At 70.5% G+C, this 24,624-nt stretch carries 22 protein-coding genes and 1 riboswitch; of the genes, 10 read left to right on the top strand and 12 right to left on the bottom strand.

The window, feature by feature from the left end:
- Positions 1 to 151: 151 nt before the first annotated feature.
- A complete protein-coding gene (locus ACIRB7_RS00110) occupies positions 152 to 661 on the bottom strand; it encodes a hypothetical protein (RefSeq protein ID WP_403590087.1) in 510 nt (169 codons plus the stop codon).
- A 356-nt stretch (positions 662 to 1,017) separates the two neighbouring features.
- Between ACIRB7_RS00110 and ACIRB7_RS00105 the strand changes: the two genes are divergently transcribed.
- On the top strand, positions 1,018 to 2,661 hold the full coding sequence (locus ACIRB7_RS00105; protein ID WP_403590085.1) for a recombinase family protein: 1,644 nt from the start codon (positions 1,018 to 1,020) through the stop codon (positions 2,659 to 2,661).
- Between the two features lie 56 nt (positions 2,662 to 2,717).
- Here ACIRB7_RS00105 and ACIRB7_RS00100 read toward each other — a convergent pair whose 3' ends face one another.
- The 6 genes from ACIRB7_RS00100 to ACIRB7_RS00075 all read right to left on the bottom strand — a co-directional run bounded on the left by ACIRB7_RS00100 (position 2,718) and on the right by ACIRB7_RS00075 (position 10,067).
- Positions 2,718 to 3,734: a ribonucleotide-diphosphate reductase subunit beta gene (locus ACIRB7_RS00100; RefSeq protein ID WP_403590083.1), complete on the bottom strand. Its 1,017-nt coding sequence runs from the start codon at positions 3,732 to 3,734 to the stop codon at positions 2,718 to 2,720.
- A complete protein-coding gene (locus ACIRB7_RS00095) occupies positions 3,734 to 6,109 on the bottom strand; it encodes a ribonucleoside-diphosphate reductase subunit alpha (protein ID WP_403590080.1) in 2,376 nt (791 codons plus the stop codon). The genes ACIRB7_RS00100 and ACIRB7_RS00095 overlap by 1 nt, the downstream gene beginning before the upstream one ends.
- 132 nt (positions 6,110 to 6,241) lie before the next feature.
- Positions 6,242 to 6,391: riboswitch (cobalamin riboswitch) on the bottom strand.
- A gap of 38 nt (positions 6,392 to 6,429) precedes the next feature.
- A complete protein-coding gene (locus ACIRB7_RS00090; RefSeq protein ID WP_403590077.1) occupies positions 6,430 to 6,930 on the bottom strand; it encodes a GNAT family N-acetyltransferase in 501 nt (166 codons plus the stop codon).
- Positions 6,931 to 7,067: 137 nt separating this feature from the next.
- Complete coding sequence (gene mctP, locus ACIRB7_RS00085; protein WP_403590074.1) at positions 7,068 to 8,699, bottom strand: monocarboxylate uptake permease MctP; 1,632 nt, start codon at positions 8,697 to 8,699, stop codon at positions 7,068 to 7,070.
- Positions 8,696 to 8,959, bottom strand: a complete 264-nt coding sequence (locus ACIRB7_RS00080) for a DUF3311 domain-containing protein (RefSeq protein WP_403590071.1) — start codon at positions 8,957 to 8,959, stop codon at positions 8,696 to 8,698. The genes mctP and ACIRB7_RS00080 overlap by 4 nt, the downstream gene beginning before the upstream one ends.
- Positions 8,960 to 9,083: 124 nt before the next feature.
- A complete protein-coding gene (locus ACIRB7_RS00075) occupies positions 9,084 to 10,067 on the bottom strand; it encodes a LuxR C-terminal-related transcriptional regulator (RefSeq protein WP_403590069.1) in 984 nt (327 codons plus the stop codon).
- 223 nt (positions 10,068 to 10,290) lie between these two features.
- Between ACIRB7_RS00075 and ACIRB7_RS00070 the strand changes: the two genes are divergently transcribed.
- Positions 10,291 to 11,223 carry an aldo/keto reductase gene (locus tag ACIRB7_RS00070; protein WP_403590066.1) on the top strand — a complete coding sequence of 311 codons (933 nt, stop codon included), beginning with the start codon at positions 10,291 to 10,293 and terminating at the stop codon, positions 11,221 to 11,223.
- Positions 11,224 to 11,332: 109 nt separating this feature from the next.
- On the opposite strand, the gene ACIRB7_RS00065 is transcribed toward ACIRB7_RS00070, so the two are convergent.
- Entirely contained in the window at positions 11,333 to 12,439 is a 1,107-nt protein-coding gene (locus ACIRB7_RS00065; RefSeq protein ID WP_403590063.1) for an endonuclease/exonuclease/phosphatase family protein, read from the bottom strand.
- Positions 12,440 to 12,562: 123 nt separating this feature from the next.
- On the opposite strand from ACIRB7_RS00065, the gene ACIRB7_RS00060 reads away from it, so the two are divergent.
- From ACIRB7_RS00060 to ACIRB7_RS00030, 7 genes are read left to right on the top strand one after another with little or no spacing between them, the layout of a single operon-like run.
- A complete protein-coding gene (locus ACIRB7_RS00060; protein WP_403590061.1) occupies positions 12,563 to 13,606 on the top strand; it encodes a glycosyltransferase family 2 protein in 1,044 nt (347 codons plus the stop codon).
- Complete coding sequence (locus ACIRB7_RS00055) at positions 13,603 to 14,733, top strand: lysylphosphatidylglycerol synthase domain-containing protein (RefSeq protein WP_403590058.1); 1,131 nt, start codon at positions 13,603 to 13,605, stop codon at positions 14,731 to 14,733. The genes ACIRB7_RS00060 and ACIRB7_RS00055 overlap by 4 nt, the downstream gene beginning before the upstream one ends.
- Complete coding sequence (locus ACIRB7_RS00050; RefSeq protein WP_403590056.1) at positions 14,720 to 16,120, top strand: aspartate aminotransferase family protein; 1,401 nt, start codon at positions 14,720 to 14,722, stop codon at positions 16,118 to 16,120. Before ACIRB7_RS00055 ends, ACIRB7_RS00050 begins: the two co-directional genes overlap by 14 nt.
- Positions 16,114 to 17,136, top strand: coding sequence for an NAD-dependent epimerase/dehydratase family protein (locus ACIRB7_RS00045; protein WP_403590053.1), 1,023 nt, complete (start codon positions 16,114 to 16,116; stop codon positions 17,134 to 17,136). Before ACIRB7_RS00050 ends, ACIRB7_RS00045 begins: the two co-directional genes overlap by 7 nt.
- An 11-nt stretch (positions 17,137 to 17,147) precedes the next feature.
- A complete protein-coding gene (locus ACIRB7_RS00040) occupies positions 17,148 to 18,044 on the top strand; it encodes a UbiA prenyltransferase family protein (protein WP_403590051.1) in 897 nt (298 codons plus the stop codon).
- Positions 18,045 to 18,076: 32 nt separating this feature from the next.
- The gene (locus ACIRB7_RS00035) at positions 18,077 to 19,084 is read left to right on the top strand and encodes a glycosyltransferase family 2 protein (RefSeq protein WP_403590048.1); all 1,008 of its coding nucleotides are present in this window, start codon (positions 18,077 to 18,079) and stop codon (positions 19,082 to 19,084) included.
- Positions 19,081 to 20,379, top strand: a complete 1,299-nt coding sequence (locus ACIRB7_RS00030; protein WP_403590045.1) for an endonuclease/exonuclease/phosphatase family protein — start codon at positions 19,081 to 19,083, stop codon at positions 20,377 to 20,379. Before ACIRB7_RS00035 ends, ACIRB7_RS00030 begins: the two co-directional genes overlap by 4 nt.
- Positions 20,380 to 20,417: 38 nt before the next feature.
- On the opposite strand, the gene ACIRB7_RS00025 is transcribed toward ACIRB7_RS00030, so the two are convergent.
- The 4 genes from ACIRB7_RS00025 to ACIRB7_RS00010 all read right to left on the bottom strand — a co-directional run bounded on the left by ACIRB7_RS00025 (position 20,418) and on the right by ACIRB7_RS00010 (position 22,902).
- Positions 20,418 to 21,167 (bottom strand): BTAD domain-containing putative transcriptional regulator, encoded by a 750-nt coding sequence (locus tag ACIRB7_RS00025; RefSeq protein WP_403590043.1) that lies wholly within the window; start codon positions 21,165 to 21,167, stop codon positions 20,418 to 20,420.
- 25 nt (positions 21,168 to 21,192) lie between these two features.
- The gene (locus tag ACIRB7_RS00020; protein ID WP_403590040.1) at positions 21,193 to 21,453 is read right to left on the bottom strand and encodes a hypothetical protein; all 261 of its coding nucleotides are present in this window, start codon (positions 21,451 to 21,453) and stop codon (positions 21,193 to 21,195) included.
- A gap of 73 nt (positions 21,454 to 21,526) precedes the next feature.
- Positions 21,527 to 21,772 (bottom strand): hypothetical protein, encoded by a 246-nt coding sequence (locus ACIRB7_RS00015; RefSeq protein ID WP_403590038.1) that lies wholly within the window; start codon positions 21,770 to 21,772, stop codon positions 21,527 to 21,529.
- A 365-nt stretch (positions 21,773 to 22,137) separates the two neighbouring features.
- Positions 22,138 to 22,902, bottom strand: coding sequence for a GntR family transcriptional regulator (locus ACIRB7_RS00010; protein WP_266900895.1), 765 nt, complete (start codon positions 22,900 to 22,902; stop codon positions 22,138 to 22,140).
- A gap of 284 nt (positions 22,903 to 23,186) precedes the next feature.
- Between ACIRB7_RS00010 and ACIRB7_RS00005 the strand changes: the two genes are divergently transcribed.
- Positions 23,187 to 24,482: an extracellular solute-binding protein gene (locus ACIRB7_RS00005; protein ID WP_403590035.1), complete on the top strand. Its 1,296-nt coding sequence runs from the start codon at positions 23,187 to 23,189 to the stop codon at positions 24,480 to 24,482.
- Positions 24,483 to 24,624: the final 142 nt, after the last annotated feature.

Genomic DNA, 24,624 nt, shown 5'->3' with positions numbered 1-24,624 from the left:
GCCCACCCCATCCCCCGCCCCCCGCTTTATTTTGGTGGCCCCCCGGCTATCGTCGTGGGGCCCCCCGCCGGGTGGGGGGGGGTTTGGGGGGGGGGGGGGGGGCCCCCGGCCCCCCCCCGCCCCCCGCGCCGTTCGCGTTGGCGAGCCTGACTCAAACGTTCCCGCCTGCGTAGTCACCCATCGCCACGTCGTCGCAGAATGTCTCCCAGAACCCCGCCCGCACAACTGCAGACCCGTCGAGGACTGAGATGAGCTCGCGAAGCTCGTCCGCCACCTCTTGGCAGCTCTCCTCTTCGTCGGCCTCGTAGAAAGGGAAGCGCGCGATCGTAGCCGTGACACAGCGATGGAAGGAAGCCAGGTCTCTGTTGACATGGCTGAAGCTTGCTGACGCGATGTGAGGGGTGTGCACCACGTGGCGGGTGGCTACGTCGATACCAATTCTTCCGAAGAAGCCACTCGCTCCGAAGAGGACCAGCCCGCCCTCACCGATCCCACCCATGAAGGCCGCTTCATTCAGCGCCCGGTACTCATAGCCGATCAACCCTGCGGGGACACCGATCTCCTGGATATCCGCAGCGATCCGGGCAGGGACTTCGGGAGCGGCACCCATATGGATCACGGTGTATTCAGGCTCGGGCAACTGCGGCAGGGAATGGCTCACGGGAAGATGTGCCCCTCGCTGTTCTCGCCGTCGTAGCGCTGCGAGATCTTTGCCCCCTTGCGGAGTCTCCGCAGTTCTGATCCCAAGCGCCGCTGCCGGACGGCTGGCACCGGCCGGACCATCACGTCTCCTCCTCGATGCGATCTGCTGCCGTGCCGTGCTCAGAGCTTGCGGCGGTCTCGTCACGATACGCACACTCAAGGTGCTACGTCCCTCGATCGCATGTATTCGATGAAGAGAGTGGCGGAAGGCGATGAATCGCACTCAGCGTCAATCGTCAGCGCGGACAACCATGCGCAAGTTGAGATGAGTTGGCGAACTTGGGGCGCTGAGTGGCTCTGGAGCGGGAGAGGGACATGAGGAGCGAGAAGAGAATGGAAAGCAGCCTGCGTACAGACTCATGGGCGCGAATGAGTCCGGCGTCGTACTGGGCTCCCCACCCAAGTCTTGCCGATTCGCTGGCTCTTGGGCGTGACTTTGACGAATGGCTGGCTGGGCGGATTCCCGTCGCGTCCTACGCGCGCGTGAGTCGTGATGCCGCAGGCGATGGACGCGGCGTCGGGCGTCAGCACCTGAACAATGACGACGCGGCCGCCGGACTGGGCTGGGCTGTTGTCTACCGCTTCACGGACAACGGCGTCACGGCCTCAGACCCCTGCGTCGAGCGGGCCGCATTCCTTCACCTGCTCCGTGCCTTGAGGGCGAGGCAGACGGCCGAGGGATTCTCCGTCTGCGGGCTCATCGCGGTCGAGGAGGAGCGGCTCGCTCGCCTGCAGGACGACTACGCGCTTCTGTGTCGGGCGTTGACCATGGATGAAGACGGATGCCTGTACCTGGTGGACGTGGAGCAACTTGTCGACGTGGCTGCCGAGATGGAGGCTCCTCGCGGTAGGAAGCCAGGGCAGGCGCGACAGGTCGAGTCGGACCGCGCGAGCCGTCGTCGGCGTCGCTCCGTGCGGGACCACGCTCATGAGGGGCGTGGATCGGGAGGGTCACGCCGGTTCGGTTGGTACGGGCCCGATGCGACAACAGGGCGCTCGACAAACACGGTTCTGGACCCCGATGAGTCGGGGTATCTGCGCTCTGCGATCGACATGGCACTTGCCGGAACATCCTGGACGGCGATCATTGACTGGCTCACGGAGGAGTCGGTGCCAACGGTCCGGGGGAGCAGGTGGGCCGTGGACACCGTGCAGTCGATGGTCACGAATCCGGCGATCTGCGGGTACCGCATGGTGTCGGGGGAACTCGTCCGGGACAGGACCTCGGGGCGGCCGGTTGTCGGCGGATGGCAGACGGTGGCAACGCCTGAGGAGTGGCTGAGGTTGGTGGAGCGGTGCGACCGCTGGCATTCACCGGACCGCACGCGGGCCGGCTACAAGCAGGCTTACGCAGCGCGCTTGGCGGAGCTGGGGACGGCGCGGAGCGCGCAGGAACGGAGGGAGCAGGCGGACCGTGGGCGCAAGTACCTGCTCTCCGGGTTCCTGCGCTGCGGCTACGCAGCCGACGGCGATTCGATCTGCGGCTGCAAGATGGGAGGGCAACCTCCGCGTGGCACGAACAAGCACCCTTCGTACAGGTGCGTAGCAGCGAAGTGCCGGAAAGTCGGGCGGCGTACCGACCTCGTGGACGCGCACGTCGAGGCGGTGGCGCTGCGCGTGCTGGAGGAGAGATACCGCGACACGGCCCCCGATGAGTCTGCATTCCTGGCGGAGGATCAGGTGGCCAGGCTGCGGGCATGTGAGAACCCCACCGATCTGACCCGTATGCAGTTACGCGATCTCGAAGAGGACCGGAGGAGCTTCTACGCCCAGCAGGCTGACAGGAATCTACTGGCTCGATTCGCGCCGGAACGCTGGAACTCGTACGACATCAGGCAGAAGCGATTGGCTCTTGCCGCGGTGGTCGAGTCAGTGGTGATTCGGCCGGTCCCTGAGGGCCGGACCAGGAACGCACCCTTCGATCCGGCCCTTGTCGAGGTCACGCTGAAGGAGCATTGACGGATGAGGGCTGCCTCCGCGGTGTGTGAGCGGGGCAGCCCTCATCCGTGCCGGTGCTAGAAGTCCTCGTCCAGGTCCACCGAGCCCTCGACCGCCACCTGGTAGGCGGACGGGCGGCGCTCGAAGAAGTTCGTCAGCTCCTGGACGCCCTGGAGCTCCATGAAGGAGAAGGGGTTGCCGGAGCCGTAGACGGGTGAGAGGCCGAGACGTACGAGGCGCTGGTCGGCGACGCACTGGAGGTACTCGCGCATCGACTCGGTGTTCATGCCGGGCAGGCCGTCGCCGCACAGGTCGCGGCCGAACTGCAGCTCCGCTTCGACGGCTTCCTTGATCATGTCGGTGATCTGTCGGCCGAGTTCGTCGTCGAAGAGCTCCGGCTCTTCCTCCCTGACGGTGTCGACGAACGCGAAGGCAGCGTCCATGTGGCAGCTTTCGTCCCGGAACACCCAGTTGGTGCCGGTCGCCAGGCCGTGCAGGAGGCCGCGGGAGCGGAACCAGTAGACGTACGCGAAGGCGCCGTAGAAGAACAGGCCCTCGATGCACGCGGCGAAGCAGATCAGGTTCAGGAGGAAGCGGCGGCGGTCGGCCTGGGTTTCCAGGCGGTCGATCTTCTCGACCGAGTCCATCCAGCGGAAGCAGAACTGCGCCTTCTCGCGGATCGAGGGGATCTCCTCGACCGCGTCGAACGCGGCCGCGCGGTCGTCCGGGTCGGGGAGGTAGGTGTCGAGCAGCGTCAGATAGAACTGGACGTGCACAGCCTCCTCGAACAGCTGGCGCGACAGGTACAGGCGCGCCTCGGGGGAGTTGATGTGCTTGTAGAGCGTGAGGACCAGGTTGTTCGAGACGATCGAGTCGCCCGTCGCGAAGAAAGCGACCAGGCGGCCGATCATGTGCTGCTCGCCCGGGGTCAGCTTGGCGAGGTCGGCGACGTCCGAGTGGAGGTCGACCTCCTCCACGGTCCAGGTGTTCTTGATCGCGTCGCGGTAGCGCTCGTAGAAGTCCGGGTAGCGCATCGGACGGAGGGTCAGTTCGAAGCCCGGGTCGAGGAGGTTCTTGTTCTCGGTGGTGCTCATTACTGGCAGGCCTCGCAGGACTCGGGGTTTTCGAGGGAGCAGGCGAGGGCGTCCGCGTCGGGGGTCGCCTGCTGTACGGGGATGGTGGCGGCCACGGTCGACGCCTGCGCCGCGCGGGCGATCCGGGTCGCCGGGCGGGAGCGCAGGTAGTACGTCGTCTTCAGGCCCTGCTTCCAGGCGTACGCGTACATCGACGACAGCTTGCCGATGGTCGGGGTTTCGAGGAAGAGGTTCAGGGACTGCGACTGGTCCAGGAACGGCGTACGGGCGGCCGCCATGTCGATCAGGCCGCGCTGCGGGATCTCCCACGCCGTGCGGTACAGCTCGCGGACCTCGGCCGGGACCCAGGTGAAGCCGGCGACGGAGCCGTTGGCTTCGCGCAGGGCCTCGCGGGTCTGCGCGTCCCACACGCCGAGCCTCTTCAGCTCGTCGACCAGGTACGAGTTGACCTGGAGGAACTCGCCGGAGAGCGTCTCGCGCTTGAAGAGGTTGGAGACCTGCGGCTCGATGCACTCGTAGACGCCGGCGATCGAGGCGATGGTCGCCGTCGGCGCGATGGCGAGGAGGAGCGAGTTGCGCATGCCGGTCGACGCGATGCGCTCGCGCAGCGCCGTCCAGCGCTCCGGCCAGTTCAGCTCGACGTCGTAGTGGTCGGGGTGCAGGACACCCCGGGCCGTACGGGTCTTCTCCCAGGCCGGCAGCGGGCCGTTGCGCTCGGCGAGGTCGGCCGAGGCTTCGTAGGCCGCCAGCATGATGCGCTCGGCGATCTTCGTCGACAGGGCGCGGGCCTCCGCCGAGTCGAACGGCAGCTTCAGCTGGAAGAAGACGTCCTGGAGGCCCATCGCGCCCAGGCCCACCGGCCGCCAGCGGGCGTTGGAGCGGCCCGCCTGCTCGGTCGGGTAGAAGTTGATGTCGACGACCCGGTCGAGGAACGTGACGGCGGTGCGGACGGTCGCGTCGAGGCGCTCCCAGTCGATGTCCGAACCCACCACGAACGCGCCGAGGTTGACCGAGCCCAGGTTGCAGACGGCCGTCTCGCCGTCGTTCGTGACCTCGATGATCTCGGTGCACAGGTTGGAGGAGTGGACGACCGTGCCGGGCTCGGCGGTCTGGTTCGCCGTACGGTTCGAGGCGTCCTTGAAGGTCATCCAGCCGTTGCCGGTCTGGGCCAGGGTCCGCATCATCCGGCCGTACAGGTCGCGGGCCGGCATCGTCTTGCGGGCCAGGCCCTTCGCCTCGGCGGCGCGGTAGGCGGCGTCGAACTCCTCGCCCCACAGGTCGACCAGCTCGGGGACGTCCGCCGGGGAGAACAGCGACCAGTCGGCGTCGGCGTTGACCCGGCGCATGAACTCGTCCGGGATCCAGTGCGCCAGGTTCAGGTTGTGCGTACGGCGCTGGTCCTCGCCCGTGTTGTCGCGGAGCTCCAGGAACTCCTCGATGTCCGCGTGCCAGGTCTCCAGGTAGACGGCGGCGGCGCCCTTGCGGCGGCCGCCCTGGTTCACGGCGGCGACGGAGGCGTCGAGGGTCTTCAGGAACGGCACGATGCCGTTGGAGTGCCCGTTGGTGCCGCGGATCAGCGAACCGCGGGCCCGGATGCGGGAGTACGAGAGGCCGATGCCGCCCGCGTGCTTCGAGAGGCGCGCCACCTGGTGGTAGCGGTCGTAGATGGAGTCCAGCTCGTCCTGCGGGGAGTCCAGGAGGTAGCAGGAGGACATCTGCGGGTGGCGGGTGCCGGAGTTGAAGAGCGTGGGGGAGGACGGGAGGTAGTCCAGGCGGCTCATCAGGCCGTACAGCGCCGTGACCTCGTCCAGGGCGCGCGTGCTGTCGTCCTCGGCGAGACCGCAGGCGACGCGGAGCATGAAGTGCTGCGGGGTCTCGATGACCTTGCGGGTGATCGGGTGGCGCAGCAGGTAGCGCGAGTAGAGGGTGCGCAGGCCGAAGTAGCCGAAGCGGTCGTCGCCGGCCCGGTCGATCGCCGCGTCGAGGCGGGCCGCGTGCAGGGCGACGAACTCGGCGGTGCGGTCGGCGATCAGGCCCTCGCGGTGACCGACGGCGACGGAGGCGGAGAAGGAGTACGCGCCCTGGCCGGCCGCCTCGTCGGCGATGGTGACCGTCAGGAGCCGGGCGGCGAGCCGGGAGTACGCCGGGTCCTCCGCGATCAGACCCGCGGCCGCCTCGGTGGCCAGCTCGCGCAGCTCCGCCTCGTCCGACGCGGCGCTGCGGCCGCGGAGCGCGGCGGCGGCGACCTTGCCGGGGTCGGTGTCGGCGAGATCGGCGGTGAGGTCGGTCAGGGTCCGCAGCAGCACGGTCCCGGGGCCGTCGCTCTCGACCGCGGAAGCCTCGGCGGAAGCCGGATCGGCGGGCGCGATGGTCACGTGGGGGCTCTCCCTCGCTCGGCTCGGGGCCGCGGCGGGGGAAGGCGGGCATGCGGGCATCCGTAACGCCGGACGCGACGCTTCCACCGGCCCACTCCGCGAGGCCCGGACGTCAGTGGCACCCGGAACGGACGGACCGGGCGCGCTGTCGGCAGGTCCTCGGACTCACCTCGTACGAATGTGTCGTATCCGTAGGAAGCACACCGTTGCGGGACAGTTCCGGATTCGCGCCGGATTCCCCTGCGTCGACAGCGAGCACGAGCATACATGTGGGGGGCGCCGCTCATGGCACCCCCCACATGTTGTGTCGCCGCCCGGTGTCAGAACTCCAGGGCGTAGGTGCGCAGCGAGTGGTCGGGGATCGGTTCCCAGTCCCGGTGCGGGGTGCGGACGAAGCCCAGGCGGTCGTAGATCCGGTGTGCAGAGACCATCTTCGCGTCCGTGGAGAGCACGAGGCGCTCGCACCCCGGAAGGGCCCTCGCGCGCTCGATACAGGCCCGTACGAGGGCTTCTCCGACGCCTCGGCCGCGGGCCTCCCGGCTGACGGCGAGCATGCGGAACTCGGCCTCGCCCGCGACCGCGATGTCCGCCCAGGGGGTGTCGCCGGTGGCGAAGGTCACTCCGCCGAGGAGCCGCCCGTCGGCGTCCTCCGCGACGAGTACCTCGCTCTCGCGCGCCCGCCGGGCTGTGTCCCGCAGCACGTCCAGATAGGAGTCCTGCGCCCCGTACTTCAGCAGCCCGTCGTCCAGATAGGTGCCCGCGGTGAGTTCTCCGACCGCCTCGTACTCCTCGGGCCGTACCGCCCTGATCGTGAAGTCCATGAGGGAAGTGTGCCTCCACGGGGACGCGAAGGGGCCCGGGATCTCACGGCGGAGATCCCGGGCCCTTCGGGTGCGGTTGTGGGGCGGTTCGGCGCGTCGCGGCCGTGCGGCCGGTCAGTGCGCCGCGGCCGTGAGCGTCAGTGCGTGTCGGCGCCGAGCTTCGGCATCTCGGTCTGCACGCCGGCGTCTCCGGCGTCCGCCGTGTAGTCGGACGGGGAGGTCTCGTCGATGCCTTCCGGGGCCTTGACGGCCTTGAGGACGAAGGTGAGGACGACCGTGACGACGAGGTTGAGGACGAAGGCGGTGAGGCCGATGTAGCCGATCTCGCCGATGCCGGGGATCTCGGCGGAGGGGCCGCCGAAGTGCTTCTGGGTGGGGCTGGCGACCCCGTACGCGGCGACCGTGCCGTAGAGCATGCCGACGGCCCAGCCGGCGAGCAGCGCCCAGCGGTGGAACCAGCGGGTGAACAGGCCGCCGACGAGGGCGGGGAAGGTCTGCAGGATCCAGATGCCGCCGAGCAGCTGGAAGTTGATCGCGACGGTCTTGTCCATGGTGAGGACGAAGGCGAGCGCGCCGACCTTCACCAGGAGCGAGACGATCTTGGAGACCTTGGTCTCCTGCGCCGGGGTCGCGTCCTTCTTGATGAAGTCCTTGTAGATGTTGCGGGTGAAGAGGTTGGCCGCGGCGATCGACATGATCGCGGCGGGGACGAGCGCGCCGATGCCGATCGCGGCGAACGCGACGCCCGCGAACCAGTCCGGGAACATCGTCTCGAACAGCTGCGGGATGGCGAGCTGCCCGTTCTTCACCTGGATCCCGGCGGCGATCGCCATGAAGCCGAGCAGCGCGAGCAGGCCCAGCATCAGCGAGTACAGCGGCAGGATCGTGGTGTTGCGGCGGATGACCTCACGGCTCCGGGACGACAGCGTCGCCGTGATGGAGTGTGGGTACATGAACAGCGCGAGCGCCGAGCCGAGGGCGAGCGTCGCGTACGTCCACTGGCCCGCCTCACCGGGGACGAGCGCGCCGCGCGGCTTGTCGGTCGCCGGGTTGGTCTGGGCGTACGCCTCGCCGGCCTTGGCGAAGATCTCGTCGAAGCCGCCCAGCTTGATCGGGATGTAGATGATCGCCACCGCGATGACGATGTAGATCAGGGTGTCCTTGACGAAGGCGATGAGCGCGGGGGCGCGCAGACCCGAGGAGTACGTGTACGCCGCGAGGACGCCGAAGGCGATGAGCAGCGGCAGGTCCTTGATGAACCAGTGGGTGGTCTCGCCGCCGCCGACGCCCATCACGTCCAGGACGGCCTGGATGCCGACGAGCTGGAGCGCGATGTACGGCATGGTGGCGAGGATGCCGGTGACCGCCACCGCGAGGGACAGGCCCTTGGAGCCGAAGCGGCCGCGCACGAAGTCCGAGGTGGTGACGTAGCCGTGCTTGTGCGAGACCGACCAGAGGCGCGGCAGGAAGGTGAAGATCAGCGGGTAGACCAGGATCGTGTACGGCACGGCGAAGAAGCCGGCCGCGCCCGCCGTGTAGATGAGCGCCGGGACGGCGACGAAGGTGTACGCGGTGTAGAGGTCGCCGCCGAGCAGGAACCAGGTCACCCAGGTGCCGAACGAGCGGCCGCCCAGGCCCCACTCGTCGAGGCTGTTCTCGTTCTCGGCCCTGCGCCAGCGCGAGGCGAGGAAGCCCATGACCGTGACGGCCAGGAAGAAGAAGATGAAGACGGCGAGTGCGACGCCGTTCACCCCGGTGACGTCCTTCATCGCGCGTCACCTCCCTTGCGGGCACGCTGGTCGATCTGCCACAGCTTGTAGGCGACCATGGTGAGCACGGTGGAGATCAGCACCCAGAGCATCTGGTACCAGTAGAAGAACGGGATGCCGGCGAAGAGCGGTTCGGTCCTCGCGTAGGAACTCACCCAGAGCATCGCCACGAACGGGGCGAACAGACAGAGTCCGATCACCACCCGCATGGGTGTGATGGTGGGTTGTTTCCCTTGTGCCGTATCTGCCGCGTCTGACATGCCGGTTGCCGTCCCCTCGCTGATCACCTGGGTAATGCTGGGGAAATCTAGGCGACTGCTCAGCTCCATGGAACCCCTGTCCGCATAACGGAAGTGATTCGTCGGTATCCCCTGGGGCACGGGGTCAGAGCCAGCCCTCCTTGGTGGCCCGTACCCCCGCCTCGAAGCGGCTGCGGGCGCCGAGCCGGTTCATCAGCTCCGAGCTCATCCGGCGCACGGTCCGCAGGGAGACGCCGAGTCGCCGGGCGGCGATGTCGTCCGTGCAGCCGATGCCGAGCAGCATGAGCAACTCCCGTTCCTGAGGGGAGAGGTCGTGCTCGTCACGGCGTGGGGCCTCGCCGAACGGGGTTCCCGTGTCCCACAGGCGGTCGAAGAGCACCATGAGCGCGTGGACGAGGCCGGGGCTGCGGACTTCGAGTGCGCCCGCGCGCCCGTCCTCCGGGTCGACCGGCACGAGGGCGGCCTCACGGTCGACGATCACCATGAGCATCGGGACGACGGGCACGGTCCGTGCCTCGCCGCCGAGATCGCAGTACCAGCGGACGTACTCGACGGTCGGCGGGTCGTTGCGGAAGCTCTCCTGGTAGATCGACCGGATCTTCACGCCGCGTTCCAGGGCGAGTTGGTCGAGCGGCTGGCTCGCGTCCATCGTGTCGGGGAGCTGGGCGCCGCCCGGGAGGAGCGAGAGGCACTCGGTGCGGACGTTCGCGGCCAGGTCCTCAAGCCGTTCGCGGACGTTGTCGAGGCCCACGACCCGGTGCACCACGTCGTGCCGGGCCGCTCCGTCGTCCCGGTCGGTGTACGTGGCGAGGATGTCGGCCACGGCCCGCTCGGCGCGCTCGACCTGGCGCCGCCGCCGGCTCAGCTCGGCCTCGGCCCGGGAGAGGAGGAAGGAGAAGCCGACCTCGGGGTCGAACGGGAGGACCTCCCCCGATCCGTCGTCCATGGAGACGAGCCGTGCCTCCGTGAGCCTGCCCAGTGCCTCGCGGACCTGTTGCTCCGGCCAGTCGAGCCGGCGGGCCATGTCCGCCACGCCGTAATCGGGCTGTTCGAGCATGAGCCGGTACACGGTCTCCGCGGACTGCTCTATCCCCAGCGCCTCAAGCAAGGCGTCTTCCCCCCGAATGGTCCCGTCGTGCCCGTTCACTTTGCGTGCCTGACCGTGAGGCCTCTGCGATGGTAGGGCCGCGGTCGGCTCTAGGACTAGACCAATCGAACGGCCTTGGAGAGACCGGGAGTTCGGCCGGTTCTTGTTCGGTCGTTCCCCTGCGCGGCGGAAGTTCTTGATCCAAGATGGTCTAGTCCAACCGTCTTCGAGAAGGACTGTATCCATGGCGATCCCCCAGCGCACCCTTGCCCTCGGCGCCCTGCCGTTCGGTACGTCGGTCGACGAGGCCACCTCGTTCGCCGTGCTCGACCGCTTCACCGAACTCGGCGGCACCGTGATCGACACCGCCAACAACTACGCGTACTGGGTCGAGGGCGGCACCGGCGACGAGAGCGAGGAGACTCTCGGCCGCTGGCTCGCCGCACGCGGCAACCGCGACGGCCTCGTCCTCTCCACCAAGTGCGGCGCGCGGCCCGCCATCCCCGGGTCCGCCGAGGTCGAAGGGCTCTCCGAGAAGGCGATCAGGAGCGCCCTCGACGACAGCCTCCGCCGGCTCGGCGTGGACCGGATCGACGTCTTCTGGGCCCACGTGGAGGACCGCGCGGTGCCGCTCGCCGAGACCGTCACGGCCCTCGCCGACCTCGTCGACGAGGGCAAGGCGGGCGAACTCGGCGTCAGCAACCACGCCGTCTGGCGGGTCGAGCGCGCCCGCGCCCTCGCCGGCGACCGCCCGCGCTACACCCACCTCCAGTACCGCCACTCCTACCTCCAGCCCCGCTTCGACAAGGCCCTCCCCTCCACGGCGCACGTCCACGTCACCCGGGAGCTCCTCGACTACACGCGCAGCGAGGGCGATCTGACGATCTGGGCCTACAGCGCGCTGCTCTCCGGCGGCTACACCCGCCCCGAGGTCGGGCTCCCCGAGGCCTACGACCACCCCGGCACCGCGCCGCGGCTCGCGGCGCTGCGCGAGGTCGCCGGAGAACTCGGCGCGACCGTCAACCAGGTGGTACTCGCCTGGCTCCTCGACGGCGAACCGTCCGTGCTGCCCGTCGTCGGGGCGAGCCGGGTCGAGCAGGTGGAGGAGGCCATGGGGGCGCTCGCCCTGACCCTCGACCCCGACCAGCGGCGACGGCTGGACGAGGCGGGCGCCTGACGGAGCCGGGGGCTGGTCGGGGGGTCGGGGGCGGTTCGCGGGCCGGTTCGGGGGCGGTGCGGGGCCGGTTCGGGGGCGGTCTTTCCTGGCCCCGGACCGGCCCCGCGCCTCAGCCCGTCGGGGACACCACCAGCTCCTGGCCCTTGTGGTCGGAGAGGCCCGCGGCGGAGACCAGGGCGTAGCGGTGCACGCGCAGGTCCTCGTCCGTGAACGTCCAGTCCAGCCGCCACAGCGGGAGGCCGCCGATGCCCCAGGTGCCCGGCAGGAAGGACGACGAGGCGGGCAGCGTGTCGCGGAACGCCTCCCGCAGCCCCCTCAGGTCGCCCATGGCCGGGGTCGTGTTGAAGTCCCCGGAGATCAGGAGCGGGTGGGGGTTCGCGCGGGCGTCGCTCAGCAGCGCCGCGTAGTGCTCCTTGCGTACGGGATCGGTGTCACGGACCACGCCGTAGAAGCCGGGGCTCAGCCAACTGCGCTCGATGTCCAGCTGCACCGGGACGTGCACGTTGTAGAACGACACCACCGTGCCGGCCACGTCCACATCGGTGCGCAGCACCTTGTTCCACTCGAACCGTTCCCGCCAGGACGCGGAGCCCTCCGGCGCCCGGCCGGGGCCGACCGGGGGAGCGGCCACCACCGGATGGCGCGAGAGCGTGACCAGCTCCCCCCGTGCCACGAGGTGGTAGCCGGGGAACTCCGCCCGCAGCCGGGCGAGCCGGTCGATCTCCTTGTGCTTCCCGTCCTCCCAGGCCAGATGCTCCTGGAGCAGGTAGACATCGGCGTCCTTGGACCGCAGATAGCGGTGGAACGCGTCCGGGTCGTCGGTCGTGTCCCAGTAGAGCGTGTTCCACGAGAAGACCTTGAGCGCCTGCGCGGGGGCCGGGCCGCGCCCGCCGCCGGGGAGCAGCGCGCCCCAGTGGAGCCCCGCCCTCCCGGCCCCCGCCACCAGGAGCACCGCGAGGGCCGGGAGCAGCCACCGCCGGGTGCGCCCGCGAGTCACGGCGCACGCCAGGGCGGACAGCGCGACGGGCACCACGACGAAGGCCGGCGGCGGCATCAGATCCGGCAGCAGCCACAGCCACCACCGCCCGCTCAGCAGCTGCCCGAGAGCGACGAGAAGCGCCCAGGCGACCGCCGCGCCGATCACGAGCCGGGTGGCGCGGGGCCTTTCGCGTGATGGCCGGTTCGGGGCGCGTACGGGCTTCAGGGGAAGGTTCACGACCGGGGACGCTAGCAGCGTCCAACTCCCTTTTCTCCCAGCGTCGTTGGCCGTCTCGGACTGCGAGAAGCCGCGATACGTGATCGATATCCGATCCATACGCGGACCCGGTGTGCTCTTCCCATGACGCAAACCGTGTCGGTCGTCATACCGGCCTACAACTCCGCACGCACCCTCGACGCCTGTCTGAGATCCGTCCTCGCCCAGACCCACCCCGTCCACGAGGTCATCGTCGTCGACGACGGCAGCACCGACCGGACCGCCGAGATCGCCCGGACCCATCCGTGCGTCCTGATCGGCGGCGACGGCAACCGCGGTGTCTCCGCCGCCCGGAACGCGGGAATCGCCGCCGCCACCGGCGACGTCCTCTTCTTCCTCGACTCCGACGAGGCGCTCACCCCGGACTCGGTGGCCAACGCGCTGGAGATCCTGCGCGAGGACCCCGCCTGCGGCTGTGTGCACGGTGTCATCGCGCCCGAACCGCTCTTCGACGACGGGCCCGTCGAGTGGTACAAGACGCTGCACGCGTACTGGTGGCGCGCCCGGGGCGCAGGAGTGGTGGAGACCGCGTTCTTCGCCCAGGCGGCCGTGCCGCGCGAGGTCTTCGAACGGCTCGGCGGTTTCGACGAGCGGCTGCGCGACTCGGAGGACCTGGAGTTCAGCGACCGCCTCGCCCCGCACTACCGGATCGTCCTCACGGAGCGGGTGATGGCGCGCCACGACGAGGAACACCGGCTCGTCCCGCTGCTCTCGGAGACGTACCGCCGGGCTCTCCTGCTCGTGCCCGCCCTGCTCTCCGCCCGCGCCGGCGGGCGGAGCAACCTGACGGCCAACAGCCCCGCGTCCGTCCTCGCCGCGGCCCTCTGCCTCGGCTCCGTACCGCTGCCGTTCCTCGCGCTCCTCCTGTCCGCCCCGCCCCCGGCCGTTCCACTCCTCGCGACCCTGCCGGTGGCCGGGCTCCTCGCCTTCTGCCTGGCCAACGTCGGTCTGTTCGGCTTCGCGGGCCGCCGCAGGGGCGTCTCCTTCGTCCCCTTCTTCGCCGGAGTCCACCTCGCCGCCCACGCCGCGCTCCTCGCCGGCGCCGCGCGGGGCGCACTCCGCGCGCTCACGTCCGCGCGGCTTCGCACCGACGGCCGGCGCTCCACCGAGCGGGCGGTGGCGCGATGACGGTGTGGCTGCGCAGGCTCCTCACCCCGGTGGTCGTGGCCGCCGCCCTGATCGGGGTCTACCTCCTCCTGCGGGGCGAAGGCCCCAAGGTCGTGGAGGCGTTCGCCCATGCCGACGCCGTCCCCCTGATCGCCGCCTCGGTCGTCGCCAACGTCGCAGGCCTGACCCTCGCCGTGCACGCCTGGCGGGTGCTCATCCCCGGCGACCACCCCATCCGCGGCCTGCGCGCGGCGAAGATCTACTTCCTCGGCCAGCTCAGCAAGTACGTGCCCGGCCGGGTCTGGGGGGTCATCACCCATGTGGCGCACGGGCGCGAGGCCGGTGTCCCCGGTGCCCAGATGACCTCCGCCTATGTGCTGAGCCTCGCCCTGACCCTGCTCACCGGCGCCGCCGTCGGCCTGGTCGCGGCCCCCGCCGCGCTGCCCGGCCATTGGATGTGGCTCTGCCCGCCCGCGCTCCTCTTCCTCGCCGGCGTCGTACGGCCCGCGCTGATCACCCGGCCCGTCACGGCCGTCGCGCGGCTGGTGAAGCGGCCGGTCGTCCCCCCGCCGGACCGCGCGGTCCGCAGGGCCGTCCTGCTCGCCCTCGCCTCCTGGACGGCCTCGGGGCTCCACCTGTGGTTCCTGCTCCTGGCCGTCGGAGCACCGCCCTTGGCGGGGCTCGGCGCGGCGGTCGGCGGCTTCGCCCTGGCCACCGCGATCAGCAGTCTCGCGCTGATCGTCCCCGACGGGTGGGGCGTGCGCGAGCTGACCCTCACCGCCGCCCTCTCCACCGTCCTGCCGGGCGGCCTGGCCGCCGCGGCCGCGATCGCCAGCCGGCTTGTGTGCGTCGTCGCGGAACTCACCAGTTCGGCGGTCGTCCTGGCCTGGTCGCGGACCAGGTCCGCCAGGGAGGCCCGGGAGGCCCGGGAGGCCAGGGCGGCCGGTGAGGCCGGAAAGGCCCGGGAGGCGCGTACATCCGCGGCAGTGGCAGCGAGTACAGCCCCCGCTCCCCGCCGCGCCGCCCCCGCCCCCGACCCCCTCTCCTTCCCCGCCCTCCTCGTCGCCCCGATCACCCGCCCCGCCCGCCCCACCCCGATCACCCACACCACCGCCCCGATGGGAGACCAAGCCCGTGTACACCCTTGACGACGCCGAGAAGTTGCAGGTCGACGAGGTCCACGACCTCTACCGCCGTTACGTGAACAAGAGCCAGGTCTCCCTCATGACCTCGTTCGGCTTCGGCCGCGAGCTCGTCCGCAGCGCCGAGGGCGCGTACCTCACCCTCGACGACGGCAGGCGGATCCTCGACCTGACCGGAGGCGTCGGCGTCCTCAACCACGGCCACAACCACCCCCGCATCCTCGCCGCCCGGGAGCGCTTCGCCCGCGACCGGCGCATGGAGGTGCACAAGACGTACTTCTCGCCCTACCTCGCCGCCCTCGGCCACAACCTGGCCGAAGTCCTCCCCGGCGACCTGAACATGGCGTTCCTGCCGAACTCGGGCGCCGAGGCGGTCGAGGGCGCGGTGAAGCTCGCGTACAAGTTCCACAACGGCAAGCGGAACACCGTGCTGCGCGCGGACTGCGCCTTCCACGGCAAGCTCCTCGGCTCGGGCGGTCTGACCGGCCAGGCCCAGTTCGCCTTCCCCACCATCCCCGGCGTGGACACCTTCCGTTACGGGGACCTCGACTCCGTCCGCAGGGTCGTCGCCGCCCACCGGGGCGACGTCTACGCCCTCCTCATCGAGCCGTTCAGCGCCTCCACGATCCAGTGGTGCTCGGAGGAGTTCCTGCGCGGACTGCGCGAGATCTGCGACCGCGAGAAGATCGTGCTGATCTTCGACGAGATCTACACCGGCTGGGGCAAGACCGGCAGCCTCTTCCACTTCATGCGCTACCCGGGCCTCATCCCCGACGTGCTCACCACCTCCAAGTCCTTCGGTGGCGGGAAGTCGTCCATCTCCGCCTTCGTCGCCCGCGAGCCCGTCTTCCGCAAGGCGTACGACAACCTCGGCGACTCCCTGATGAACTCCACCTCCACCACCTACTACGGCTTCGGCGAGGAGTGCGCCACCGCCCTCGAAGCCGTCAACATCGCGATGGAGGACGACTACCCGGCGCGGGCCCGCGCCCTCGGAGCCGTACTCGAACCCGGTCTCGAACGGCTCGCCAAGCAGTACCCCGACGAGATCGGCCGCGTCGCGGGCGCCGGAGCCCTGTGGGGCGTCTTCATCGAGGGCGGCCCCCGCATCCTCGACCTGATCGCGAAGCTCGCGCCCGGCGGCATGGCCCGCGACCCCCGGTTCAAGACCAAGCTCGTGACCTGCGCCGTGATCAACGCGCTCTACGAGGACCACGGCATCTTCACGTACTACACGCTCAACGGCGACAACCCCCTGATCATCGGCCCCTCCCTGGTCACCGAACCCGAGGAGGCCGAGCGCGTGATCGACGCCCTCGACGACGTCCTCGGCAGGGGGCTGACCGGACTCGTGGCCCGTTTCATCAAGCAGAAGGTGAGCTCCCAGTGGTGATCACGATCACCGGCGCGGCCGGCATGCTCGGCTCCCGCCTGGCCGAACGGCTCCTCTCCGAGGGTCACGAAGTACGCGGCGTCGACCTCAGGCCCGGCCCCGGCGTCCTGCTGACCGGCGACATCCGCGACCGCGAGCTGATGGACCGGGCTCTCGAAGGCGCCGACGTCCTCGTCCACGCGGCGGCCGCCCTGCCCAGCTACCCCGACGAGCAGATCCGTTCCATCATCATCGGCGGTACGGAGAACGTCTTCGCGGCCGCGGCGGCCGCCGGCACCCCCCGCGTCGTGCACATCTCCTCGACCGCCGTCTACGGTCTGCCCACGATCGTGCCCACGCCCGAGGAGTACCCGCGCGAGCCGGTCGACTGCTACAGCCGCGCCAAGGCGTCGGCCGAGGAGATCGCCGAGCGGTACCGCGCCGAGGGCATGTGCGTCCCCATCCTCCGGCCCAAGACCTTCGTCGGTCCCGGCCGCATGGGCCTGTTCTCGATGCTGTTCGAATGGGCCGAGGAAGGACGCAACTTCCCCGTCCTCGGCAAGGGGAACGTCAAGATCCAGATGTTCGCCGTCGACGACCTCGTCGACGCCGTCGTCACCGTCCTCACCGCGCCCGACGACGTCGCCAACGACACCTACAACCTCGCGGCGGCCGAGTTCGGCACCATCCGGGAGGACTTCCAGGCGGTCCTCGACGCCGCGGGACACGGCAAGCGGGTCATCGGACTGCCCGCCCGCCCCGCCCTCGCCCTGCTCAACGTCCTCCAGCGGGCCAAGCTCTCGCCGGTCTACGGCCGCCTGCTGCACAAACTGATGGACGACTCCTACGTCAGCATCGACAAGGCGAAGGCCCAACTCGGCTTCACCCCGCGCCTGTCGAACGCCGAAGCCGTCCTGCGCACCTACGCATGGTGGCGCACCGCCCGACACACCGCCCCGAAGGCGGGGGCCACCGGCCGCACGAGCCGTGACCCGTGGAGCCAGGGCCTCCTGTCCACCGCGAAGATCTTCTTCTGAGAGGCCGTGCCATGACCCAGCTCACCGGACACACCCGTGCCCCGGCGGCGGTACGGCCAGGCAGGCTGCCCGCGCCGATCGCCCTGCTCAGACCCGGCCAGTGGCCCAAGAACCTGCTCGTGGTGCCCCTCGCGCTGCTCGGCGGCGGCGTCGACACCACGACCCTGCTCCGCGTCGCCCTCGCCCTGGGCGCCTTCATCCTCGCCTCGTCGCTCGTCTACGTCCTGAACGACATCGCCGACGTGGAGCGCGACAAGCGGCACCCCGTCAAGCGCCACCGGCCGCTCGCCTCCGGGCGCATGAGCATGGCCTCCGCCGTGACCACGGCCCTCGTGCTCGGCGCCCTGCTCGTCCCCGCCCTGTTCGCCCTGGGAGCCGGGTCCACCCTGGTCGTCCTGCTGTACCTGGCCGTGAACGGCGCGTACAGCTGGAAGCTCAAGCACCTTCCGCTCCTCGACGTCTTCGTCGTCGCCACCGGCTTCGTACTCCGTCTCCTCGGCGGTTACGAGGCCGCCCACCGCCCGGTCGAGATGTGGCTGGTGCTCACCGTGCTCGCGTCCTGCCTGGTCCTGATCCTCGGCAAGCGGCGTCACGAGCTGAGCGTCTCCGGCACCGGGCACCGGCCGGCGCTCGTCGGGTACTCGGCCCACTTCCTCGACCTGGTCCTGGTGCTCTGCTCGGCCCTGACCCTGTTCGGATACCTGCTCTATCTACGTACCGAATCGGGCTTCGGGGAGTACGCCCTGCTCACCGTGGTCTGCGCGCTCTTCGCCCTCTTCCGCTACCTCCAGATCGTGATCGTCGACGGCGGCGGGGGAGAGCCCGTCAAGACCCTGCTGCGCGACCGGGTGATGGTCGTCAACTCCGCCGTCTGGGGCGCGCTCCTCGTCCCCCACCTCGCCACCTGACCGCTCCCCCCTTAACGCCACCGAGGAATCCCATGTCCGAACCCCTCGTGTCGGTCGTCGTCCCGATGTACGACGACCGGCCCACCATCGACCTCTGCCTGCGGTCCGTACGCGAGCAGACGTACCCGCACATCGAGGTGATCGTCGTCGACGACGCCAGCACCGACGGCTGCGCGGAGATCGCCGCCACCCACCCCGTCCAGCTCGTCCGCGTCCCCGAGAACGGCGGCCCCGGCTCCTCCCGCAACGAGGGCGTCCGCCGCTCCAAGGGCGAGATCGTCTTCTTCCTCGACGCCGACCTGACCATGCACCCGGAGGCCGTCGCCCAGGCCGTCGCGCTCTTCGACGAGAACCCGACGTACGGCGCGGTGTTCGGCATACCCGACAAGGAGCCGCTGCTCGAGGAGCCCCTCGTCGGCCAGTACCGCATCCTCCAGTACCACTACTGGCGCAAGAGCGCCGAAGGCCTGGTCAGCGGCGGCTTCTACGCCCTGGGCGCGGTCCGCAGGTCCGCCTTCATGGAAGCCGGCTGGTTCAACACGGCGCTGCGGCAGACCGAGGAGATCGACCACGCGGAGCGGCTCGCCGCCCGGTGGCCCATGCTGCTCACGTCCCGCATCAGGGGCCGGCTCTCCGACGAGAACCGGATGCGGCCCCTGCTGCGCAAGGCGTTCGTCCGCAGCCGCCTGCGAGTGCCGTTCTACTTCGACCGGGGCCGGGCCATGCAGGGGATGGAGACCGGGGGCCGGGCCGTCGCCTCCGCCCTCGGCGGCCTCGCCGTCGCGGCCCTGCCGCTCGGGCTGCTGCACCCGGCCGGGTTCGCGGTCTCGTCGGCCGCGCTCGCCGGGTCGGTCCTCGCGGATCTGGGGCAGTACCGCTTCGTGCTCCGGGAGCGGGGGCCGCTGTTCACGGCCTTCTTCACCGGCGCCCAGGCGCTCGTGAACACCGCCGTCGTGGCCGGCCTCGCGGCCGGGCTCGCGCAGTACGCGGCGAGCGCGCGTTTCCGACGGATGTACGAGCCGCGGGGGAGCCTCGCATGACCACCGCGGAGGCTCCGGACACCGCGGAAGCCCTGGACGCCGAGCGGGCTTCGACCACCGTGCGGGCTTCGAGCGTGGCCGGGACCGCGAGTGGCACCGACACCGTGAGCGGCACCGACACTGCCGGCGGCGCGCGGTCCCCGGCCGGTGCGGGGCCGCCCGGACGCGGTCGCCGCGCCGCCCGCCGGCTCCGCCTCTGGTACGGCCGGACCGTCCTCGGCCTCGCCGTCCTCTGGCTGCTGTTCGCCGTCGTCCGGTGGCTGGTGAGCGGCCGGTGGCACTGGTCCCTCGTCCTCGACGTCGCACCGCCCCTCTTCCTCACCGGCATCCCGCTCGCCCTCCTGGTGGCAGGCGCCGCCGCCTGCGGACGCCGCCGACGGCTCGCCGCCGGCGTCTCGGGACTGGCCCTCGCGCTCGCCCTCACCACCGGCTCCGGCTTCAACTGGCCCGCGCTCTGGCGCGATCCGGGCCCCGTGCCGCCGGACGCCCTGCGGGTGGTCTCGCTCAACACCCAGTACTGGGCCATGGCGACCAGTACCGACCGGCTGTTCGCCCTGCTCCACGCCCGCGACGCCGACGTCTACCTCCTCCAGGAGCACGTGGGCTGGACCCCCGGTCTCGGTGAGGACGGCTACTGGAGGCTCGACGACGACGCCGAGCTGCGCCGCGCGTTCCCCGGCTACCACATCGCCCGCCGCAGTGAGCTGCTCACGATCTCCCGCTACCCGATCCTGTCCCAGACGCCCGTGGGCCCCGGACCACGGCTCACGTACGGCAGGAAGCCCGAATTCGGGCAGGAGTTCGCGCGGGAGAAGGTGCTCCGCACCGACCTCGCGGTGCGCGGCCGGGTGCTGAGCGCGTACAACGTGCACATCACCGTGCCGCTGGCGCTCGACAACCTGAACCTCTTCTCGGACTTCGACCACGACCCTTACCTGCGCCGCAAGCACGCCTGGCGGCAGGAGGAGTTCCGCGGCCTGGAGCGCGACGTGGCCGCCAACCCCCATCCCGTACTGATCGCCGGTGACTTCAACGCCACCGACTCCATGCGCTCCCTCGACGGGGTGCGCGGGGTGGCCGAGGACGCCACCACCGCCCACCCGGACTTCCTGCCGCTGAGCTGGAAGTTCGCGGCCCTGGGGGAGTTCGGGGACAACGTCTTCAACCAGGACCTGCCGTTCTTCCGGATGGACTGGGCCTTCACCAAGGGCGTCACCCGCGTGCACCGCTACGAGTTCCTGCCGACCGACGGGGTGTCCGAGCACCGGCTCCAGGAGCTGCGGATCACCGTGTGAGCGGCGGCGCGGCGACCGTCCGGGCGGAGAGGCGACCTTCAGGCGGAGCGGCACTCGCCGAGCAGGATCGACCGTTCCAGGGCGCCGAGCTTCGGGCCGGGTTCGATCCCCAGCTCCTCGACGAGGGTCAGCCGCACGCGCCGGTACGCGGCCAGCGCCTCGGCCGTCCGCCCGGCGCGGTGCAGGGCCAGCATCAGCTGGGCGTGCAACTGCTCCCGGAAGGGGTACGTCGCCGTCAGGGCCAGCAGCTCGCCGATGACGTCCTCGTGGCGGCCGAGGTCCAGTTCGAGGGCGAGCCGCTCCTCGATGGCCCGGATCCGCAGTTCCTCCAGGCGCCGGATGCCGGGGTCCAGCGCCCGGCTCGTCTGTCCGGCGAGGACGGGGCCGTTCCACAGGGCGAGGGCGTTGCGCAGTTCGAGTACGGCCTCGGCGCGGCGGCCGCCCCCGGCGAGCACGCGGGCGCGCTCCACGCGGGTCTCGAACACCGCGGCGTCCAGGTCGTGCGGGCCGAGGCGCAGCCGGTAGCCGTACGAATGGGTCTCGATGAGCTCGGGGGCGCCGGCGGCGGCGAAGGCGCGGCGCAGTGTGGAGACGCAGATGCGGATCTGGGTGCGAGCACTGGCAGGGGGGTGGGGGCCCCAGACGGTTTCGACGAGGCCTTCGACGGAGACGGCCCAGTCGACCTCCAGCGCGAGGGCGGCCAGGACGGTCTGGGTCCGTCGGCCGCCGAGGGGCACGGGACGGTCGTCGACGGTGGCGCGGAGGGGGCCCAGGATATGGACGAACACGGCTGAATTCCCCGTTCGGGAGGGTTCACAGGAGTCTGCAGTCGGCGATGCCGTAACCGTCGAGCACGGGGGAGCGCCCCAGCATGCGCAGGCAGATGCCCAGCGCGCGTCCGACCGCCTCGAGTTCGTCGGGGCAGTCGAGGCACAACGCGATCCGGACGGAGCGGTCCGTGACCAGCGCACGAGCGGTCTCGACGGGGTCCGTCGGCTCGACGGACCGGTACAGCGCCGCGAGGACGCCGCTGGGGGTGGGGTGCTCGGTGTCGGTCGGGGCGGACGCGGACATCGAGATGCCGATGAGGAAGATGGCGGGTCCTGCGGGAGAAGGGGCGGTCTCGTGGAGGCGGGGGGCGGGGTGCTCAGCCCCACGAGAAGCCGTCGGTGGAGGCGGTGGAGGCGGTGGGCGGGGCGGGCGGGGTGGGTGCCACCGTCGTGTCGGTGCTCGGCTCGGTGCTCGACTCGGTGACCGCGTCGGTGACCGCGTCGGCGGCGAGGACCCGGGCCGGCGGCGTCGTACCGGCGGACGGTCCCGCGGTGACGAGGATCGCGCCGAGGACGGCGAGCGGGGCGGCGGCGAGGACGAGCCGGCGGGCGGAAGAGCGCATGACGGAGACACCTCTGGCGAGTTCGGGATTCGGTGGGATGGTGTCGATCACCCCTGGGCGGGGCCCTTTCGACACGTTCAAGAATCCTCGTACGAGGGCGTGCTGTCAGCGCTCGGACACTGGCAGCAACCGCCCGGTCGTAAGGCGCCACCCGGGGGGCCGCCGCCGGGGGCCGGGCTCACCAGCGGGTTCGCGGGGGGTGTCACGTTCCTGCCGTGCACAAGGTGCCGAGGCGCGCGGAGGTGTGCCGAGACGCGCGGAACCGGAACACGGACCGGCGGACCCGGAAACACGGAACGAGGGGGGCCGCCGATCCCTCGGCGACCCCCCTCGTCCCACTGCGGCCCGGCGCGCGGACCGTCCGTTCAGCCGTTGGGGCGCTTGAGGCGCGCCACGAACTTGTACCGGTCGCCGCGGTAGACGGACCGTACCCACTCCACCGGCTCGCCCTGGGCGTCGAGCGAGTGGCGGGAGAGCATCAGCATCGGCAGGCCCACGTCCGTACCGAGCAGCCCGGCCTCGCGCGGGGTGGCGAGGGAGGTCTCGATGGTCTCCTCGGCCTCGGCGAGGTGCACGTCGTAGACCTCGGCGAGCGCGGTGTACAGCGAGGTGTACTTCACGAGGGAGCGGCGCAGGGCGGGGAAGCGCTTCGCCGACAGGTGGGTGGTCTCGATCGCCATCGGCTCGCCGCTCGCGAGCCGCAGACGCTCGATGCGGAGCACCCGGCCGCCGGCCGAGATGTCGAGCAGCCCGGCGAGGGTGTCGTCGGCGGTGACGTAACCGATGTCGAGGAGCTGCGAGGTGGGTTCGAGGCCCTGGGCGCGCATGTCCTCCGTGTAGGAGGTGAGCTGCAGGGCCTGCGAGACCTTGGGCTTGGCCACGAACGTGCCCTTGCCCTGGATGCGCTCCAGGCGGCCCTCGACGACCAGCTCCTGGAGGGCCTGGCGGACGGTGGTCCGCGAGGTGTCGAACTCGGCGGCCAGTGTGCGCTCGGGCGGGACCGGTGTGCCGGGCGGCAGGGTCTCCGTCATGTCGAGCAAATGCCGCTTGAGTCGGTAGTACTTGGGCACGCGCGCCGTGCGGGTGGGGGCCCCACCCTCCGTCTCCGTGCTGCCCGCGTCCGTGGCCATGGCCTGCCTTCCCGACTCCTGTGCTGCTGCCGTCACCGGCTCCTCCGTCTGTAGCGGCTCACATGGTGGCACGGACCGGTCACGGGTCGTCGCCCTCCCTCAGGTGTCGGTCCGATAACGGACGCGACTGCCCTTCTTATACACCCTTGACACCCCTAAAGGTCTAGGCCAAGCTCCGGGTACTGGTCTAAACCATTAAAGACCAGGTCCCAGCCCCACGAGCACTACCCGACGTATGTCTTCGCGCGGTGGGCAGGGGTTGCAGCATCCCTGAGGAGGGTGGCGTGAAGCGCAAGCTCATCGCGGCGATCGGCGTCGCGGGCATGATGGTCTCTATCGCGGCGTGTGGTTCCGACAGCGACAAGGGTAAGGACGGCGCCAAGGCGTCGGCCGGGGGCGACAAGACGCTGACGGTCTGGGTCATGGACGGATCCGCTCCGGACCCGTGGATGGCCGAGGTGAACAAGGCGTTCGAGGCCAAGCACCCGGGCGTCAAGGTCAAGGTCGAGAAGCAGATCTGGAACGGCATCCAGGAGAAGGTCACCACCGCCCTCTCCGAGGACACCCCGCCGGACGTCCTGGAACTCGGCAACACCCAGACCGCGGGCTACGCGGTCACCGGCGGTCTCGCCGACCTCTCGGGTGACAAGGCCACGCTCGGCTACGACGCCTGGAACAAGGGCATGGTCGCCTCCAGCGAGCTGGACGGCAAGCTGTACTCCGCCCCCTGGTACGCCGCCAACCGCGTCGTCGTCTACGACAAGGCCGCCTTCAAGAAGGCCGGTGTCACCCCGCCGAAGACCCGCGCCGAGTGGATCGACGGCCTGAAGAAGCTCAAGGCCTCCGACCCCAAGTCGCAGGCGATCTACCTGCCGGGCCAGTCCTGGTACGTCCTCGCCGGCCTCATCTGGGACGAGGGCAGCGACCTCGCCGTCAAGGACGGCGAGAAGTGGAAGGGCAACCTGTCCTCCCCCGAGGCCGCCAACGCCATGAACTTCTACAAGGAGCTGGCGTCCTACTCCACCGCTCCGAAGGACAAGGACGAGGCGACCCCGCAGCAGTCCACCGACATCATCCCCAAGGGTGGCGTCGCGTCCTGGATCGGTCTCGGCTGGGAGGCCGGCGGCGCGATCGACGCCATGAAGAAGGCCGGCAAGACCGCCGACTTCGGCTACTTCCCGATCCCGGGCAAGACGGCCGACAAGCCGGGCTCCGTCTTCCTCGGCGGCTCCAACCTCGCCATCGCCGAGCGCTCCAAGAACAAGGACCTCGCGAAGGAGTGGCTGGCCCTCGCCGCCGGCAAGGAGTTCATGACGAAGTACGCCGCCGCCACCGAGGGCGCGCTGCTTCCGAACACCGACTCCGCGCAGTTCAAGCCGGCCGCGGGTTCCTTCGCCGAGGCCATGGCCCTCTCGTCCGCCTCCGGCAAGGTCACCCCGGTGACCCCGGGCTGGGCGAACGTCGAGACCGCCCCGAACCCCATCAAGGACTACATGACCAAGGTCCTGAAGGGCGCGGACGCCAAGTCCGCCGGTGAAGCGGCCGACAAGGTCATCAACGAGCGCATCAACCAGCAGTAATCCGTAGCCCGGTGGTGGGGGGGGGGGGGGGCCCCCCCCCCCCCCCCCCCCCCGCGGGGCGGGGGGGGGGGGGCCGGCCCGCCCCCCCCCCCCCCCCCCCCCCCCCCCCGGGGCCCCCCCCCCCCCCCCCCCCACCACAACA

The sequence above is a fragment of the Streptomyces sp. NPDC093795 genome (genome assembly GCF_044764665.1).
Lineage (GTDB): Bacteria > Actinomycetota > Actinomycetes > Streptomycetales > Streptomycetaceae > Streptomyces.
This window is presented reverse-complemented; position numbering and strand designations above follow the sequence as displayed.

What these genes read in the sequence shown, in the direction of transcription:
- ACIRB7_RS00060 (WP_403590061.1), top strand. Translation starts at nt 12,563, where the DNA reads ATGACGCAAACCGTGTCGGTCGTCATACCGGCCTACAACTCCGCACGC.
- ACIRB7_RS00020 (WP_403590040.1), bottom strand. Translation starts at nt 21,453, where the DNA reads ATGTCCGCGTCCGCCCCGACCGACACCGAGCACCCCACCCCCAGCGGC.
- ACIRB7_RS00090 (WP_403590077.1), bottom strand. Translation starts at nt 6,930, where the DNA reads ATGGACTTCACGATCAGGGCGGTACGGCCCGAGGAGTACGAGGCGGTC.
- ACIRB7_RS00040 (WP_403590051.1), top strand. Translation starts at nt 17,148, where the DNA reads ATGACCCAGCTCACCGGACACACCCGTGCCCCGGCGGCGGTACGGCCA.
- ACIRB7_RS00055 (WP_403590058.1), top strand. Translation starts at nt 13,603, where the DNA reads ATGACGGTGTGGCTGCGCAGGCTCCTCACCCCGGTGGTCGTGGCCGCC.
- ACIRB7_RS00015 (WP_403590038.1), bottom strand. Translation starts at nt 21,772, where the DNA reads ATGCGCTCTTCCGCCCGCCGGCTCGTCCTCGCCGCCGCCCCGCTCGCC.
- ACIRB7_RS00035 (WP_403590048.1), top strand. Translation starts at nt 18,077, where the DNA reads ATGTCCGAACCCCTCGTGTCGGTCGTCGTCCCGATGTACGACGACCGG.
- ACIRB7_RS00070 (WP_403590066.1), top strand. Translation starts at nt 10,291, where the DNA reads ATGGCGATCCCCCAGCGCACCCTTGCCCTCGGCGCCCTGCCGTTCGGT.
- ACIRB7_RS00100 (WP_403590083.1), bottom strand. Translation starts at nt 3,734, where the DNA reads ATGAGCACCACCGAGAACAAGAACCTCCTCGACCCGGGCTTCGAACTG.
- ACIRB7_RS00010 (WP_266900895.1), bottom strand. Translation starts at nt 22,902, where the DNA reads ATGGCCACGGACGCGGGCAGCACGGAGACGGAGGGTGGGGCCCCCACC.
- ACIRB7_RS00030 (WP_403590045.1), top strand. Translation starts at nt 19,081, where the DNA reads ATGACCACCGCGGAGGCTCCGGACACCGCGGAAGCCCTGGACGCCGAG.
- ACIRB7_RS00105 (WP_403590085.1), top strand. Translation starts at nt 1,018, where the DNA reads ATGAGGAGCGAGAAGAGAATGGAAAGCAGCCTGCGTACAGACTCATGG.
- ACIRB7_RS00080 (WP_403590071.1), bottom strand. Translation starts at nt 8,959, where the DNA reads ATGTCAGACGCGGCAGATACGGCACAAGGGAAACAACCCACCATCACA.
- mctP (WP_403590074.1), bottom strand. Translation starts at nt 8,699, where the DNA reads ATGAAGGACGTCACCGGGGTGAACGGCGTCGCACTCGCCGTCTTCATC.